The sequence below is a fragment of the Streptomyces sp. A01 genome, assembly GCF_059026195.1.
Genome location: NZ_JBWLKN010000013.1, coordinates 141,219 through 157,360 on the forward strand (window position 1 = coordinate 141,219; position 16,142 = coordinate 157,360).

The following is a 16,142-nucleotide window of genomic DNA, read 5'->3' on the forward strand; positions in this document are numbered from 1 at the left end:
TTCGCCCGGCCCGCTCGGCGCCGGAAGGGACCGCCCCGGCGCGGCCGGGTCGTCCAGGTCTGCGCCGCATGGCGTGTCTACGTTCATCTGCCCCGCTCCTCCTGCCGGTTCGGCCGCGCTGCCCGCGCGCTCACCCCCGAGACGGCCGGGTCCCCGGCCCGGCGGATCTGCCGCTACGGCTCGTCCGCTGGGCCGGGTTCCCCGCCGGATCAGGTGCTCCGCTGGTCCAGGTGCTCCGCGACAGCGGCCGCCACCACGCTGATGGGTCCCGGCTGGGTCAGCTGCGGATGCAGGCAGTCGATGTCGTGGTTGATCACGCTACCCGTGACGTACGGCTTCCAGGCGTCGCGTGTCAGCCAGTCCTCCGGTCGTGGCGCTGTCGCCGTGAAGAACAGCACGTCACCGTCGAAGGGCCGGTGGTCGTGCCGGCGCATCAGCGTCGCGTTGTTGACGACGATGCCGACGACGGCGGAGAGCGTGTAGTCCGGCAGGCCGGCGAGCGCGCTGCCCTCGCGGCGCAGCGTGGTGAGCACCTGCTCGTGGGTGGGGTTCTCCCCGGGCTCGACGTCGAACCCGGCCATCCGCAGGAGCGCGCGCGGCGCGTCCGCCTCGGCGGGGACGGCCTGTCCCCGCCACTGGTCGGAGGGGTAGGCGTCCATCATGGCGAGGAGTTCGACCTGCTCCCCCGCTTCCTGGAGGAGTACGGCGATGGTGTGCGCGATGACGCCGCCGACCGACCAGCCGAGCAGCCGGTACGGGCCGTGCGGCTGTACGGCGCGGATCTGGGCCAGGTAGTCCTCGGCCATCTCCTCCATGGTCGTGGGCAGTGGTTCCGGCGCCGTCAGGCCGCGGGCCTGGAGCCCGTACACCGGCTGGTCGGGGCCGAGCGGGGCCAGCAGCCCCGTGTAGCACCAGCTGATGCCGCCCGCCGGGTGCAGGACGAACAGCGGCCGTCGGCTGCCGCCCGCGCGCAGCGGCAGCAGCACGCCCAGCGCGTCGTCGCCCGCGCCGTCGCCCCGTTCGCCGTCCCCGGCGTGCAGCCGGTCGGCGAGCGCCGCGGGGGTGGGCGCCTGGAAGAGGGCGCCGAGGGCGAGTTCGGCGCCGAGGGTGTCCCTGAGGGCCGCGACGAGCCGGATGGCCAGCAGCGAGTTGCCGCCGAGGTCGAAGAAGCTGTCGTCGACGCCCACTTGCGGCACACCGAGCACCTGGGCGAACAGCCGGGTGACGGTCTCCTCCTGGTGGCTGCGCGGCGCACGGCCCTCGCTCGCGGCGGCGGCCGGGGGCGCGGGCAGCGCCTTGCGTTCCAGCTTGCCGTTGGGGCTCAGCGGGAAGTCGTCCAGCACGAGGATGGTGCTCGGCACCATGTAGTCCGGCAGTGCCGCCGCGAGCCGGGCGCGCAGCGCGGCGGGGTCGAGGGCCGCAGGGGCGGCGGCCCCCGCGTCGGCCGGATCAGAGCGGTCGGCTCCAGCGGCGGCATCCGCCAGGGCCGACCGCCCAGTCTGGGGCGGGGTCCCGGCGGCGTGCGCCGGGCCCCGCTCGTCGGGGTGCGGGTCCGTGTCCGCTTCGCCATCGGGCCCACCGGGGCCGGCCGCCGCGGCCGTCACGTAGCCGACGAGGCGCTGGTCACCGGGGCGGTCCTCGCGGACCAGCACGCAGGCCGCCGCGACGCCGTCCTGAGCGGCCAGCGCCGTCTCGATCTCACCGAGTTCGATGCGCAGGCCGCGCAGCTTCACCTGGTGGTCGGTGCGGCCCAGGTACTCCACGGCGCCGTCCGGCAGCCAGCGCGCGAGGTCGCCGGTGCGGTACATGCGGGCGGCGGCGCCGCCCTTCCCGCCGGGAGCGTCCTCGGCGGCGAACGGGTCGGTGACGAAGCGGGCCGCGGTCAGCTCCGGCCGCCCCAGGTACTCCGTCGCGAGCTGCGCCCCGGCCAGGTACAGCTCGCCGGGGATGCCGGGCGGGCAGGGCTGGAGCGCGGCGTCGAGAACGTAGAGCCGGGTGTTCCAGACGGGCTTGCCGATCGGCACGGGACCGCTCTCGCCGGGCTCGCACGGGTGGTACGTGACGTCGACGGCGGCCTCGGTCGGCCCGTACAGGTTGTGCAGGGGAACGCCCGGCAGCAGCCGGTGGAAGTCCGTCACGGTCTCCCGGGCCAGTGCCTCACCGCTGCAGAACACCCGGCGCAGTCCGGCGCAGTCCGCCGCGCCTGGCTCGGTGAGGAAGACCCGGAGCATGGACGGCACGAAGTGCACGGTGGTGACGCGCTGTTCGCTGATGGTCCTGGCCAGGTAGGCCGGGTCCTGGTGGCCACCGGGATCGGCGACGACGAGCGTCGCGCCTTCCCGCAGCGCCCAGAAGAACTCCCAGACGGAGACGTCGAAACCGGACGGGGTCTTCTGGAGCACCCGGTCGTCCGGTGCCAGCGGGTAGGTGGCCTGCATCCAGCGCAGCCGGTTGTCGATCGCGGAGTGCGGGACGACGACGCCCTTGGGGCGCCCGGTGGAACCGGAGGTGTAGATGACGTACGCGGGGTGCTGCGGGGTGAGCGCGCGACCCGGGTCGGTGCCGGGGTAGCGCGCCAGTTCCGCCCGCAGGTCCGGGTCGTCCAGGACGAGCAGCGGCAACGCGGTGGGCGGCAGGCCGTCCTGGGTCGCGCTGTCGGTCAGCACGCACACCGGGGCCGCGTCATCCAGCGTGTAGGCGAGCCGGTCGGCCGGGTAGTCCGGGTCGAGCGGCAGGTAGGCGCCGCCCGCCTTCAGCACGGCGAGCAGCGCGACGACCAGGTCGACCGAGCGCGGCAGCGCGACGGCGACGAGCGCGCCGGGGTGCACGCCGAGCGCTGTCAGCCGCCGGGCGACGCGGTTGGCGCGGGCGTTCAGCTGGCCGTAGGTCAGGGCGCTGTCACCGAAGACGAGCGCGGTGGCGTCGGGGACGCGGGCCGCGCGTGACTCGATCGGGCCGATGAGGGTGGTCGGCGGGACGGGCGTCGCGGTGTCGTTGAACTCGCCGAGGACGAGTGCCCGCTCGTCGTCGGTGGCGATGGACAGGCCGCTGAGCGACGCGTGCGGGTCGGTGCCCGGGGCGGCGACACGGGCGAGGAGGTGCAGGAACCTGTCCTGGTGCGCGGCGAGTTCGGCCTCCCCGTACAGCTGGGGGTTGCCGTCGTAGTCGATGCGCAGGCCGGTGCCGTCGGTGCGGTCGTAGATGTTGACCGTGAGGTCGTCCACGGGCCCGGTGGACAGGTTGTGCGCGTCGGAGCCGGCACCGGCGAAGGTCAGTCCGTAGTCGAACGGCATGACGTTGATCAGCGGGCCGACGAGCGCGCGGCCCTCGCCGAGCAGCCCGAGGTCGCGGCGGATGTCCTCGTAGCGGTAGCGCTGGTGGCGGCGGACGGCCCGGATGCCGAGGACGACCTGGCGGACGAGTTCGGCGAAGGTGGCGTCCGGGGTGACGGTCAGCCGCAGCGGCAGGACGTTCATGACCATGCCGGGGACGCGGAGGGCCGCTGAGCCCATGCGGCCCATCATCGGCAGCCCGAGGACGACGTCGTCGCTGTTGGTGGCGCGGGAGACGTACAGCGCCTGGGCGGCGAGGAGTACGTCGGGCCAGGTGGCGCGGAGCGAGGCGGCGAGCGTACGCAGCCGCTCGGTCTCCTCGGGGCCGAGGCGGCTGGTGCGGCGCACGAAGGTGCGGGCGGGCAGCGCGGAGCGTCCGGCGAGGCTCGGCGCCTCGGGCAGGTCGAGCGGGCCCACCGCGCCCGGCGCGCCGTCCGCGACACCCCCGTTCACGCGTTCGTCGGTCTCCTGCGGCTTGCCGCCGAACTGCTCGGTCCAAAAGGCCCGGTCGCGGGCGGAGAGCTCGCTGTCGCGGTAGGCGCGGTCATCGGCCACCAGGTCGGTGAGCCGCCCGAAGGGGCTCGGTCCTGGCTCGGTGCCCGCGTCGAGGGCGGTGTAGACCTCGGCGACGCGGCGGGCCAGCAGGGAGTAGCCGTAGCCGTCCATGACGGCGTGGTGGACGCGCTGGTACCACAGCCAGCGTGCGTCGCCGACGCGGAACAGCCCGTGGGTGAACAGCGGGCCACTGGCCAGGTCGAAGGGCTCGGCGAGGTCGGAGCGCATCCAGCCGAGCGCGGTCGCGTCCGGGTCGCCCTGATCCCGCAGGTCGGCGGCGTGCAGCGGGAAGCCGTGGCCGGGTGGCTCGATCGGGATGGGTTCCTGCCGTGGCCCGTCGGGGCCCTCGGTGACGCGTACGCGCAGCGCGTCCGCCTCGCCGACCGTGCGGTGCAGGGCCTCGGCGAATGCCGCGGGGTCCACGTCGCCGTGGATCTCGATGTACTCGGCGGTGTTCTGGGCCGGGCTGCCGGGGTCGAGGGCCTGCGCGAACCACATGCCCGACTGGGCGGCGGTCAGCGGGAGCCCGGCCTCGTGTCCGGTCGTGCCGCGCTCCCCACCGGATTCCGCCGTGCCGCCGCCCGGCATGGCCGGGTCGAGCAGTGCGGTCATGCCGTGGCCCCCAGCAGTGGTGCCCATCGCTCGATGGCGGGCTCCTCGGCGAGGTCGACGAAGGTGACCTCGACGCCGTGGTCACGGCGCCAGCGTTCGACGAGGGCCATGACCCGGACGGAGTCGAGGCCGTAGTCGACGAGGTTCTCGTCGTCGGGGATGTCCGCCGGGTCCTCGCCGAGCACGTCGGCGACGTCGGCGCGGATCTGGTCCATGGTGAGTGCCATCGCGGTTACTTCCCCTCGAAGATCGTGCCGGTGGTGGTGACGACGGCGCACTTGGCCGCCGCGTAGCGCAGTGCCATCGCGTGGTCGGCCGCGGAGAAGTCGGCGACCGCGTCGGCCACCACGAAGGACTGGATGTCGCGCATCCACGCGTCGCAGGCGCTCAACAGCACGCCGATGTGGGCGTACACGCCCACGATGACCAACTGGTCGCGCCCCTGGGCCGCCATCCGCTCGGCGAGGTCGGTCCGGACGAACGCGCTGTACTTCCACTTGGTCACCACGGTGTCACCGCCGCTGGGCGCGACAGGCGCGGCGATGGCCTTGGCGTGCTCGTCGTCGGGCAGCCCAGGACCCCAGAAGTCCTGCTGGAGACCGCGCTCCCGCGCGCTCTGGCCGCCGGGCTGCGCGGAGTACACCACCGGGACGCCGAGCCGGTCGCAGTCCTTCTTCAGCTGGGCGACGTTGGCCAGGAGCTCGGTGACCGGTGAGGCGTCCTGGTCGAACGCGGACAGGAAGTAGTTCTGCAGGTCGTGTACGAGCAGTACCGCGCGGCTCGGGTCGGCCGTCCAGCCGACCTTGTTGGCGGGCAGGTCGGCCGCGGTGGGCATCGGGTACGGCTCGATGGCGGGCAGTGCCATGACGGAGTGGCCTTTCGGGGCTACGGGGCGGTGCGGGTGGAGCCGGCCGCGCTGGACGGAGGCGGCGCGGTCAGGGCGGTGGCGGGCTAGGACGTCGGCGCTTCGGCGGGCTCGCCGCCTCCGGACGGCACCGTGGCCGAAACGGTGGTCGGCGCCGTCTCGCCGCGCTCGGCGAGCTGGGCGGCGATGGCCGCACGCAGGTCCTTCTTGCTGACCTTGCCGACGCCGGTCTGTGGGAAGGCGTCGACGAACTCCACCCGGTCGGGCACCTTGTACGCCGCGAGTCCCCGTTCCCGTACGAACTTCTTGACCGCGATGGGCCGCACCGGCTCGGCGCCCGCGCGCAGTACGACGTACGCGCAGGTCCGCTCGCCGAGGTAGGCGTCGGGCATGGAGACGACCGCGACGTCGTGCACGGCGGGGTGGGCCAGGATGTGGTTCTCGATCTCCTCGGCGGCGACTTTCTCGCCGCCCCGGTTGATCTGGTCCTTGGCCCGGCCCTCGACCACGAGGTAGCCGTCGTCCGTCATGCGCACCACGTCGCCGGTGCGGTAGAAGCCGTCGGCGGTGAAGGCGGTGGCGTTGTGCTCGGGGGCCCGCCAGTAGCCGCGGATGGTGTACGGGCCGCGGGTGAGGAGGTGGCCGGTCGCACCGGGCGGCACGTCCTTGCCGTCGTTGTCGACCACGCGGATCTCGTCGTCAGGGGAGATCGGGCGGCCCTGTGTGGTGACGATGGTTTCCTCGTCGTCGTCCAGGCGCGTGTAGTTGACCAGCCCCTCCGCCATGCCGAAGACCTGCTGGAGGGTGCAGCCGAGGGCGGGCCTGACCCGGCGTGCGGCTTCCTCGCTGAACTTCGCGCCGCCGACCAGCAGCACCTGAAGGCTGGACAGGTCGTGTTCACGCCGCTGCGCCGCCTCGGTCCAGGCGATGGCCAGCGGTGGCACGAGGCCGGTGAGGGTGACCGACTCGCTCTCGATGAGCGGGAACGCCACATCGGGGCTGGGCTGCGGGCTGAGCACGACGCGGGCGCCCGCGTACAGCGCGCCGAGGGTGCCGGGCGAGCTGAGCGGGAAGTTGTGGGCGGCGGGCAGCGCGCACAGGTAGACGCTGTCCTGGTCGACGCCGCAGATCTCGTTGGAGCCCCACAGCGAGTAGATGTAGTCGTCGTGGGTGCGCGGGATGAGCTTGGGCACGCCCGTGCTGCCGCCGGAGAGCTGGAGGAAGGCGAGGTCGCCGGGGGCGGGCGGGTCGGCGATGGCGACCGGCTCGGCCGGTACGTCGGCGAGCGGGGTGTGCTCCCCCGCCGCCCCGGCGACGAAGACATGCCGCAGCGTGGGGACCTGGCCGCTGACCTCGCTGGCGAGTTCGCGGTAGTCGAAGCCGCCGTGGGCGTCGGGGATGACGTACGCGGCGGCCTCGGTGAAGTCGCAGAAGTACCGGATCTCCGTCGCGCGGTGCGCGGGCAGCGCGAAGACGGGCAGCGCGCCGATCCTGAAGAGCGCGAACATCACCTCGAAGAACTCGGCGATGTTCGGGAGCTGGAGAACGACCCGGTCGCCCTTGGTGATGCCCCGGGCGAGGAATCCGGCGGCGAGCCGGTCGGCGCGCTCGTCGAGCTCCGCGTAGGTCCAGCGGCGCCCGTCCGGCGCGGAGCCGTCCGGCGCCGGGGCCGGGTCCACGACGGCGACCCGGGCGGGGTGCTCGGCGGCGCGGTCGCGCAGCATCTGCCCGAACGTCTCACCACGCCACCACCCGGCGGCGCGGTAGCGCTCGGCGAACTCACTCGGCCAAGTCGGCGTGCTCACTGGTCAACCCCCACCGCGTGCAGGAACGTCTGGAACTTCGCGCCGGTCTCGGCGGTCTCCGCCTCCGGCGTGGAAGCGGCGACGACCCCGGCCCCGGCGAACAGCCGCAGGGTGCGCCCCTCCGCCTCGGCGCAGCGGATGGTGACGACCCAGTCGCCGTCGCCGTTGGCATCCTCCCAGCCCACCATGCCCGTATACAGCCCGCGGTCGAAGGGCTCCAGCTCGCCGATGACCTCGCGGGCCAGGCCGGTCGGCGCACCGCACACGGCCGGGGTGGGGTGCAGGGCGCTCGCCAGCTCCAGAGCGGAGGCGGTCCGGCCGCCGTCGGCGATGAGGTCGCCGGTGAGGGTGGTGGACAGGTGCCACATGCTGGCGGTGCGGACGAGGGTGGGCCGCTCGGGCGCGGTGAGCGTACGGCAGAAGGGGGCGAGGGCGGCGCGTATCGCGTCCACGACGACGGCGTGTTCGTGCAGGTCCTTCTCGGACTCCAGCAGCGCGGCGGCGCGGCGGACGTCTTCGGCGAGGTCGGTGCTGCGGGGCGTGGAGCCCGCCAGCGGGTTGGTGACGAGCCTTCCGCCACGCCGGGAGATGAGGAGTTCGGGACTCGCGCCGAGCAGGGTCCGGTCGGCGCCCTCACCCGCGGCGCCCGGACCGGCCGGTACGGCGAAGGTGTAGCCGCCGGGGTCGCGGCGTGCGAGCCGCTGGAGCATGGCGGGCAGGTCCAGGGGCTCGGCCGACGTCAGTTCCAGGGTCCTGGCGAGGACGACCTTGCCGAACTCCCCGCGCCGCATGCGCTCGACGGCGGCCGCCACGGCCGCCCCGTACACCTCGGGCGCGGGAACCGGCGTGACGTCCCAGCCGGTGTCCTCGGGCGCCGTGACGGGCAGCGCGATCAGCGGGTCCTCGGCGAGCGGCGGCGCCCAGCGGGCGGCTTCGGGCACGGCGAGGACGGCGGGGGCCGACTGGTCGAAGGGGACGGCGCCGACGACGAGCGGGGCGCGGTTGCCCGCGGCGGTCTCGGCGGCCAGCGTCTCGGCGACCCGCACCGGCAACGGCCGGTCGTCGTGCGGTACTTCGGCGCGCACGCCGTGGGTGAGCAGGGTGCGGGTGGGTGAGGCGAAGAAGCGCGCGTCGCCCGGGGTGTAGGCGTCGAGCAGTGCGGTCGCCGCGCCCACCGACTCCGCGTCCACCACGCGGGCCTGGGGCGCGAGGGAGGCGGCGCGGGTGATGACACGGGCGGGTCTCACGCGCCCCCGGTTCTCCGTGCCCGGACCGGTTTCGCCGCTCTGGCCTCGCGCGGCGTGCGCCGCGCCGCTGTCAGCGGCGGTGGCCTGCCGGCCCGACGTTCCGGGTATCGGGCTTTCGGCGACCTCGCGTGCCGTCGTCACCTGGTACTCCATTCCTCCGGTGCGATGGCACCGGTTCACGGTGAGAATGAGGGCCCGGCCTGGGGCTGCTCGCGCGCCCTTCATGGCCTCGGGCGGGGCAGCCGCCTGGTGACGGCGCCCCTTTGGACCGGGCGTACGGGCCGGTACGGGTCCGTACGCGCCGACGCGGCCCGGTCAGGCGCGCAGGGTGGCGCCGCCGTCCACGTACAGGTCGTGCATCGTGATGTGGCGTGCCCGGTCGGAGACGAGGAAGGCGACCGCCTCGGCGATGTCGGACGGTTCGGCGATCCGGCCCAGCGGGATGCCCACCCGGTAGGAGGCGGGGTCGCCGTCGATGACGCGCAGCGGCGCCTGCGCGTCGGTCCACAACTGCCGTTGCATGGCGGTGTCGGTGGAGCCGGGCGAGACGACGTTGCAGCGCACTCCGCTGCGGGCCAGCTCAAGCCCCAGGCACTTGGTGAACATCGTGGCGGCGGCCTTGGAGGCGGCGTAGGCGGCCATGCTCGTACGCGGCACTCCGGCCGCGTTGGAGCCGACGGTGACGACACATCCGGAACGGCGCTCGCTCATGCGCCGGGCGACGGCCCGGCAGGTGTGGAAGACGCCGGTGGTGTTGACGGCGAAGGTGTCGCTCCAGTTGTCGTCGGTCAGGTCGACAACCGGCGAAGGGCGCAGCATTCCGGCCACGTTGACGAGGATGCCGATCGGGCCGAGGGTGGCCTCCACGGTGTCGATCACCGTCTCGACGGCGGCGCTGTCGGTGACGTCGGCGGCGTGTGCGACGACCCGGTCGGCGCCGTACTCCTTCTCCAGCACCTCGATGCCCTCGGGACTGCGGTCGAGAGCGGCGACCAGCGCACCCCGGTCGACGAGGGCCCGGACCACGGCCTCGCCTATGCCCTGCCCCGCGCCGGTGACCAGCGCGATCCGCCCGGAGAGTTCTGGCTGCTGCACGGTTGTCTTCCCCTCGACCTCATGGAACTTAGGCAAGCCTAACCTAGCACGCCCTACCCAAGGCCCCTGGTAGCGCCAGGTCAGGCCCCGCCCACATCAAGCCCGTCCGGCGCTTGAGGACAGCCTCAGCCCCGCAACAATCAGCCCGTCAAATCCGACCCGTCCATAACCAGCCCGTCCGGCGATTGAGGACGACACGTCAGCCAAAAACCACCGTCACAACACCGAGTCCACCCCAGCCAAACCAAGCCCGTCCGGCGCTTGAGGACACCCAGGACCCAGTTTGAGGTCACCTCAGATTGAGCGCGACCTCAAAAAAGGCCAGGCGGGGGGCAGCCCAGCCACAAAGAGCGTCCCCCACCCGGCAAAAGCGCTACGCGCCCATCGCCTTCTCAATGTCGTCCAGCACCGACATCGCCGCCAGCGACCCCCCAAGGCTCGTCCACTTCGAGCCGTCGATCTCGGTGACGTGACCGCCCTTGACCGCGTCCAGCTGCTTGTAGGCCGGCTTCTTCTTCAGGTCGCCGAAGAGGTCCGCGTCCTTGCCCTTGGAGGCGAGGGTGCCGATGAACAGCCAGTCCCCGTCGATCTGCTGGATGTCCTCGTCACTGATGGGCGTGGAGTGCCCGGCACCCTTCTTGTTCTGCAGGCCCGGCCGCTTGAAGCCGAGGTCCTTCAGCACGTCGCTGATGAACACGCCCTGCTGCATGACAGCGGTGCCCTTGCCCGAGTAGCGAGCCACGCTGACCGTCGAACCGGCGTTCTTCCCGAGGGACTTCTTCACCTCGCCGAGCCGCTTGTCGTATCCGGCGAGGAAGGTCTTGGCCTCCGACTGCTTGTTCAGCGCCTCACCGGTGAGGGTCAGCGCGGACTTCCAGTTCTTGTCCTTGCCGACGGTCACCACGGTCGGCGCGATGGCCCGCAGCTGCTTGAGCACCTGGCTGTCGGCGATCTGCCCGGCGAGGATGAGCTCCGGCTTCGCGGCGATGACCTTCTCCATGTCGGGGCCGGTGACGGCGCCGACGACGTCGATGTCCTTGGCCTTGCCCGCCAGGTACTCGGGGGCGCCCTTCTGGCCGCGGCCCGCGGTCAGGCCGACCGGCTTCACGCCGAGCGCGAGGGAGGAGTCCAGGTCCATCTCGCTGAGCACGACGACCCGCTTCGGCGCCTCGGGGATTCCCTTGACCGACTTACCCGTGGCGTCCTTGATGGTCCGTACGTCCTTGGCCTTGCCGCCCCCCTTGTCCGAACCATCCGAATCGTCCGAGCCACAGGCGGTGAGCGACAAAGCGGAGGCGAGCGCGACGGCGACCACGGCGGTCAGCCGGGTGCGGGCGGAACGGTGCGAGGACATCTGGTACTCCGAAGTGTTCAGGCGGTTACGGCATTTCCCGCGACCACGCATGGCGAACGGCGGGTGGACCTGGCGACCCACCCGATACTCCGATCGGACGTGAGGTTAGGCTACCCTCATGTCCGTTGCGCAAGAGGCCAGGCCTCCGATCGACGCGACGAGGCCCCCCGTGACCAGGCATCGCCCCACCCTGTGGGCCGTTGCCGCCCTGACGGCGGCCTTGCTCGCCCTGTGTCTGCTCTCCTTGCTGACCGGCTCAGGCAAGACGCCCATGAGCCGCGCGCTCGACTTCGTCCTCGGCGACCCGTCGGCCCGCGCCGACGCCGCGCTGCACCTCGCCGTCATCGACGTCCGGCTGCCGCGCACCATCGCGGCCGTCCTCGTCGGCGTCGCCCTCGGCGCCGCCGGGTGCCTGCTCCAGGCCGTGACCCGCAACCCGCTCGCCGAGACCGGGCTGCTCGGCGTCAACTCCGGTGCGGCGCTCGGAGTCGTCATCGGACTCACCTACTTCGACGTGGACTCCGCGTACGGCATCCTCGTCTGGGCCCTGACCGGTGGCATGGCGGCGAGCGCCATCGTGCTGCTGCTCGCCGCGTCCGGGCGGGCCGCCGCCTCACCGCTGCGGCTGGTGCTCGCCGGGTCCGCGCTGGGTGCCACGTTCCACGGGATGACCTCCTACGTCCTGCTCGGCACCCAGTCCACCTTCGACGTGTACCGCTACTGGACCATCGGCTCGCTGGCCGGAGTGGAGACCCGTACGGCACTGTCCATCGCCCCGCTGGTTCTGGCCGGACTCCTCATCGCCTTCGGTGCCAGCCGCCCGCTGTCCGCGCTGGCCCTCGGCGACGACAGCGCCCGCGCGCTGGGCCACCACCCGGGCCGCATCCGGCTGGTGGTCGCCGGGGCCGTCACCCTGCTCGCCGGGGCGGCCGTCGCGCTGGCCGGGCCGATCGCCTTCCTCGGGCTGCTCGCCCCGTACGCCGCACGGCTGGTCACCGGGCCGCGGCTGACCGCCCAGTTGCTGCTCTCCGCGCTGATCGCCGCGAACATCATGCTCTCGGCCGACATCCTGGCCCGGATCGTCATCCGACCCTGGGAGACCCCGGTGAGTGTGCTGCTCGCGCTGCTCGGCGGGCCGTTGCTGGTGTGGATCGCGCGGACCAAGGGCCTGCTGGGTCCCGGGGGATCGGGGGCGGGCGCGTGACGGCCCCCACCACCCCGCGGGTGACCCCGGCCCCCACCACCGCGCGGGTGACCCCGCTCGACAGTGTCGTGCTGCGCGCGGGCACCTTCTCCTGGCTCTTCCCCCGCCGCGCCGCGCTCGTCTCGGTGGGACTCTCGGCGGTGATCGCTCTCATCGTCGCGCTGGCCACGATGGCCAGCTCGACCGGCATGAGTGTGCGCGAGTCGCTGGACGGGCTGCTCGGCACGGGCGATCCGCTGACCGTGATGCTCGTTCAGGACTTCCGGCTGCCGCGCATCGTGGTCGGTCTGCTGGTCGGCGCCGCGCTCGGCGTCTCCGGCTGCCTCACCCAGACCCTGGCGGGCAACCGGCTCGCCACCCCCGATGTCATCGGCGTCAACGAGGGCGCGACCGCCGCCGTCGTCGCCTCCGTGGTGGGCAGTTCCACCGCGATGGTCGGCGACTGGTGGCTGGGACCGCTCGGGGCGGCCGGGGCGGCGGCGGCCGTCGTCCTGTTCGCGGGCGGCACCGGGACCCGCGGCTACCGGGTACTGGTCGTCGGCATCGGCGTGTCCACCGTCATCGGCGCGATCACCGACCTGGTGATGTCCCGCCAGAACGACAACACGGCGGGCGGCGTCTTCCTGTGGAGCGTCGGCAGCCTCAACGGCAGGGACTACGCCGTGGGCACACCGCTCGCGCTGTGCCTGCTGGTCCTCGTGCCGCTGGCGCTGGTCGCCGGCCGGCGCCTCGACGTGATGCGGTTCGACGACGACATGGCCGCCGCCCTCGGCCTCAACGTCCCGCTGCTGCGCGGCATCACGCTCGCGCTGGCGGTGGCCCTCGCCGGGGTCGCCGTCGGCATCGGCGGCCCCATCACGTTCGTCGCGCTGGCCTCCCCGGTCATCGCTTCCAAGCTGTACGGGCCGACCCGGGTGCCCGTCATCGGTTCGGCGCTGACCGGGGCGGCGCTGGTCGCCGCGAGCGACGCGCTGGGCCGCGTCGTCGCCCCCGTGGAAATCCCCGTCGGCGTCATCACCAGCGTGCTGGGCGGACCGTTCCTGCTGTGGGTGCTGTTCGGTGGCGGCGCCCCGTCGAGAAAGGCATAACCGTGGAACTCGTCGTCGAGCGGCTGAAGGCGGGCTACCCGGCGGGAGCCACCGGCAGGTCGGCCCCCGCCCACCTGGCCGTGCGCGGAGTGGACCTCACGATCGCGTCCGGTCAGGTCGTCGCGATCGTCGGCCCCAACGGCTGCGGCAAATCCACCCTGCTGCGCACCATGGCCCGACTGCACCAGCCGCACGCGGGCGCCATCCGGGTCGGTGACGACGACATCTGGAAGCTGCGCCAGCGGCAGGCCGCGCACCGCGTGTCCCTGCTCCCGCAGTCCCCGCAGGCCCCGGAGGCGGTCACCGTCGCCGGTCTCGTACGGTACGGACGCCACCCGCACCAGGGCCTGTTCCGGCAGTGGTCACGCGACGACGAGCGCGCGGTGCGGGCCGCCCTGACCGCCACCGGCGTGGACGGCCTCGCCCAACGCCGCCTCGACCAGCTCTCCGGCGGCCAGCGGCAGCGCTGCTGGCTGGCGATGGTCCTCGCCCAGGAGACCCCGATCGTCCTCCTCGATGAGCCCACCAGCGCGCTCGACCTCGGCCACGCCGTCGAGGTACTTGAGCTCGTCCGGGAGGTGGCCGCCGCCGGGCGCACCGTCGTGATGGTGCTGCACGACCTGACCAGCGCCGCCCGCTACGCCGACGTCATCGTCGCGATGCGTGACGGCGAGATCGTCGCGCACGGCCCGTCCCGCGAGGTCGTGGACGCCGCGCTGGTCCGCGAGTTGTACGGGGTGGACGCCGACATCCTGTCCGCACCGGGCGACGGCTCCCCTGTGGTCGTACCAGCGGCACGCGACCGGTCCCTGGCCGAGACCCCGGCTCCCACCGGCCCGGACGCCCCCGCCGACCTCCCTGCCCAGGGTGACGGCCCGGCCGCCCTCGCCGCCAAGGCCGCTGTCGGGGGCGCGACCGCCGAGTGACGGGCTAGGCGCGCCGGGGGGCGGGCTGGCCGCCCCCCCCCCAACTTCCCTACGGCACCAGCTCCACCGTCGGCACGCCCTCCGCGGCGAAGCCGAAGGTCTGCGCGTACAGCGAAAGCTCCGCCTCCAGCGCCCGGACGATGGTCTCGGCCCGGCGGAAGCCGTGGCCCTCGCCCTCGAAGGCGAGGTAGGCGTGCGGCACGCCCCGCCCGGCGACCGCCGTCAGGAACCGCTCGCACTGCGCGGGCGGACAGACCGCGTCGTCCAGCCCCTGCAAGAGCACGAACGGCGCCTTCAGCCGGTCGGCGTTGTGCAGCGGGGAGCGCTCCCGGTACAGCTCGGGGACCTCGCCGAACGGCCCGATCAGGCTTTCCAGGTACTGCGACTCGAAGTCATGCGTCTCATACGACGCCCAGCTCGCCAGGTCGAGTACGGGAAAGCTGATCGCGCCGCAGGCGTACAGCGTGCTGGTCGTCAGGGAGGCGGCGGTGGTCCAGCCGCCCGCGCTGCCGCCGCGGATGGCGAGCCTGCTCCGGTCGGCGGTGCCCTCGTCGGCCAGCGCCTCGGCGACGGCCGCGCAGTCCTCGACGTCGACCACTCCCCACTGTCCGCTCAACCGCTGCCGATACGCGCGGCCGTGCCCCGTGGAGCCGCCGTAGTTGACGTCGGCCACGCCGATGCCCCGCGAGGTGAAGTAGGCGATCTCCAGGCTGAGGGCGAGCGCGGAGCGCCCGGTGGGCCCGCCGTGCGCCCAGATGACGTAGGGCGGAAGCTCGCCTTCCGGGGCGCGGAATCTTAGGTTGCGCGGTGGATAGACGTGGGCGTGGATCTCCCGCCCGCCGGGCCCCGCGAAGGTGCGGCTGCCCGGCTCGGGGTAGTACGCCGGGTCGACGGCGTCGGTGTGCCCTGCGCCGATGACCCGCGCGTGTCCGGTGCGGGTGTCCAGCTCGATGACCTCGTGCCCGCCGCTGGGTCCGGCGCCGACGCCGATGACGCGCGTGCCGTCCACGGCGAGCGTCGGCGACCATTCGGTCCACGGTCCGACAGCGTCTACGGGGGCTACGGGCCGCCGCTCACCGGCGTCGCCCGCGCGCGGGTCGAGTATCCCCAGCGCGGTGGTGCCCTGACCGTGGATGACGGCGATCAGTCCGCTCGGCATCGGGGCGAACCACTGGAAGCCGACCTTCCACAGCGCCCCGGCGAACTCCTCCTCGGCCGGGCAGAGATTGACCGCGGCGCCGGTGTCCGGGTCGACGCTGTGCGGATTCCACCAGCCGCTGCGGTCGCTCGCCACGATCAGCGTCCCGTCGGCGGCCCATTCGGCCTGGCTGATGGATTCCTCGGGGCCACCGGCCAGGGTCCGCGCGCCGCGCAGCGCACCGGCGCCGTCCACCTCGGCGATCTTCAGCTCGGTACCTTCCCACGGCATCCGGGGATGGTCCCAGGCGATCCACACCGCCCGCCGCCCGTCCGGTGAGATCCGGGGCCCGGTGACGAACCTGTTCCGGCCGTCGGTGAGTTCCCTGACGGCCTCGCGGTCGTCGGCGGCGGAGCCGTCCAGCGGAACGGCCGCGATCACCCGCCGTACGTCGGTGGGCGCCGGCCCGGTGAACTCCTCAAGGACACACCACACCTCACCGCGCTCCGGCAGCAGCACCGGGTCCACCCAGCGCAGCCCGCCGCCGACCGGCGAGACGGGCGTGAGCGCCCTCGGCTCCGGATCGGCTGCGTCCGGCTCGCACACGTACAGCCGCTGGTCGTCGAAGTGCGCGAAGACGATGAGCGGGCCGCCACCCGCGCCCGCGGCCCCGGCCCACGGGAGGCCGCCGTACTCCATCACCCGGCTGCGGACGTTCCACGGCGGCGGCAGCACCGACTCCTCGGTCCCGTCGGCGCGCCTGCGGACCAGCGCGCGGCGGCCGCCCTCAGCGGGGCGCGGCGATGTCCACCACACCTCCTCGCCGACGGTGCCCACGTGCTCCGGGCGTCCTTCGTGTGCCGCGACCAGTGCGGCGTCGATGGGGGACCGCCAGGCGCCGTACGGGGCCGTGGACACCAT

The 16,142-nt window shown here is 73.3% G+C and carries 11 protein-coding genes; 3 read left to right on the plus strand and 8 right to left on the minus strand.

The window, feature by feature from the left end:
* Positions 1 to 209 precede the first annotated feature (209 nt).
* The 7 genes from AC5P1B_RS19465 to AC5P1B_RS19495 all read right to left on the minus strand — a co-directional run bounded on the left by AC5P1B_RS19465 (position 210) and on the right by AC5P1B_RS19495 (position 10,865).
* Entirely contained in the window at positions 210 to 4,499 is a 4,290-nt protein-coding gene (locus AC5P1B_RS19465; protein WP_493888636.1) for an amino acid adenylation domain-containing protein, read from the minus strand.
* On the minus strand, positions 4,496 to 4,726 hold the full coding sequence (locus AC5P1B_RS19470; RefSeq protein WP_493888565.1) for a phosphopantetheine-binding protein: 231 nt from the start codon (positions 4,724 to 4,726) through the stop codon (positions 4,496 to 4,498). Before AC5P1B_RS19470 ends, AC5P1B_RS19465 begins: the two co-directional genes overlap by 4 nt.
* A 5-nt stretch (positions 4,727 to 4,731) precedes the next feature.
* Positions 4,732 to 5,364, minus strand: coding sequence for an isochorismatase family protein (locus AC5P1B_RS19475; RefSeq protein ID WP_493888566.1), 633 nt, complete (start codon positions 5,362 to 5,364; stop codon positions 4,732 to 4,734).
* A gap of 86 nt (positions 5,365 to 5,450) precedes the next feature.
* Entirely contained in the window at positions 5,451 to 7,169 is a 1,719-nt protein-coding gene (locus AC5P1B_RS19480) for a (2,3-dihydroxybenzoyl)adenylate synthase (RefSeq protein WP_493888567.1), read from the minus strand.
* The gene (dhbC, locus tag AC5P1B_RS19485; protein WP_493888637.1) at positions 7,166 to 8,398 is read right to left on the minus strand and encodes an isochorismate synthase DhbC; all 1,233 of its coding nucleotides are present in this window, start codon (positions 8,396 to 8,398) and stop codon (positions 7,166 to 7,168) included. Before dhbC ends, AC5P1B_RS19480 begins: the two co-directional genes overlap by 4 nt.
* A gap of 333 nt (positions 8,399 to 8,731) precedes the next feature.
* A complete protein-coding gene (locus tag AC5P1B_RS19490) occupies positions 8,732 to 9,511 on the minus strand; it encodes a 2,3-dihydro-2,3-dihydroxybenzoate dehydrogenase (protein ID WP_493888568.1) in 780 nt (259 codons plus the stop codon).
* A 373-nt stretch (positions 9,512 to 9,884) separates the two neighbouring features.
* The gene (locus AC5P1B_RS19495) at positions 9,885 to 10,865 is read right to left on the minus strand and encodes an ABC transporter substrate-binding protein (RefSeq protein ID WP_493888569.1); all 981 of its coding nucleotides are present in this window, start codon (positions 10,863 to 10,865) and stop codon (positions 9,885 to 9,887) included.
* Positions 10,866 to 10,983: 118 nt separating this feature from the next.
* On the opposite strand from AC5P1B_RS19495, the gene AC5P1B_RS19500 reads away from it, so the two are divergent.
* From AC5P1B_RS19500 to AC5P1B_RS19510, 3 genes are read left to right on the plus strand one after another with little or no spacing between them, the layout of a single operon-like run.
* Entirely contained in the window at positions 10,984 to 12,069 is a 1,086-nt protein-coding gene (locus AC5P1B_RS19500; RefSeq protein WP_493888570.1) for a FecCD family ABC transporter permease, read from the plus strand.
* Positions 12,066 to 13,157, plus strand: a complete 1,092-nt coding sequence (locus tag AC5P1B_RS19505) for a FecCD family ABC transporter permease (protein ID WP_493888571.1) — start codon at positions 12,066 to 12,068, stop codon at positions 13,155 to 13,157. Before AC5P1B_RS19500 ends, AC5P1B_RS19505 begins: the two co-directional genes overlap by 4 nt.
* A 2-nt stretch (positions 13,158 to 13,159) precedes the next feature.
* Positions 13,160 to 14,083, plus strand: a complete 924-nt coding sequence (locus AC5P1B_RS19510) for an ABC transporter ATP-binding protein (RefSeq protein ID WP_493888572.1) — start codon at positions 13,160 to 13,162, stop codon at positions 14,081 to 14,083.
* A gap of 49 nt (positions 14,084 to 14,132) precedes the next feature.
* Here the strand turns inward: AC5P1B_RS19510 and AC5P1B_RS19515 are convergent, their stop codons facing one another.
* Positions 14,133 to 16,142, minus strand: coding sequence for a prolyl oligopeptidase family serine peptidase (locus AC5P1B_RS19515; protein WP_493888573.1), 2,010 nt, complete (start codon positions 16,140 to 16,142; stop codon positions 14,133 to 14,135).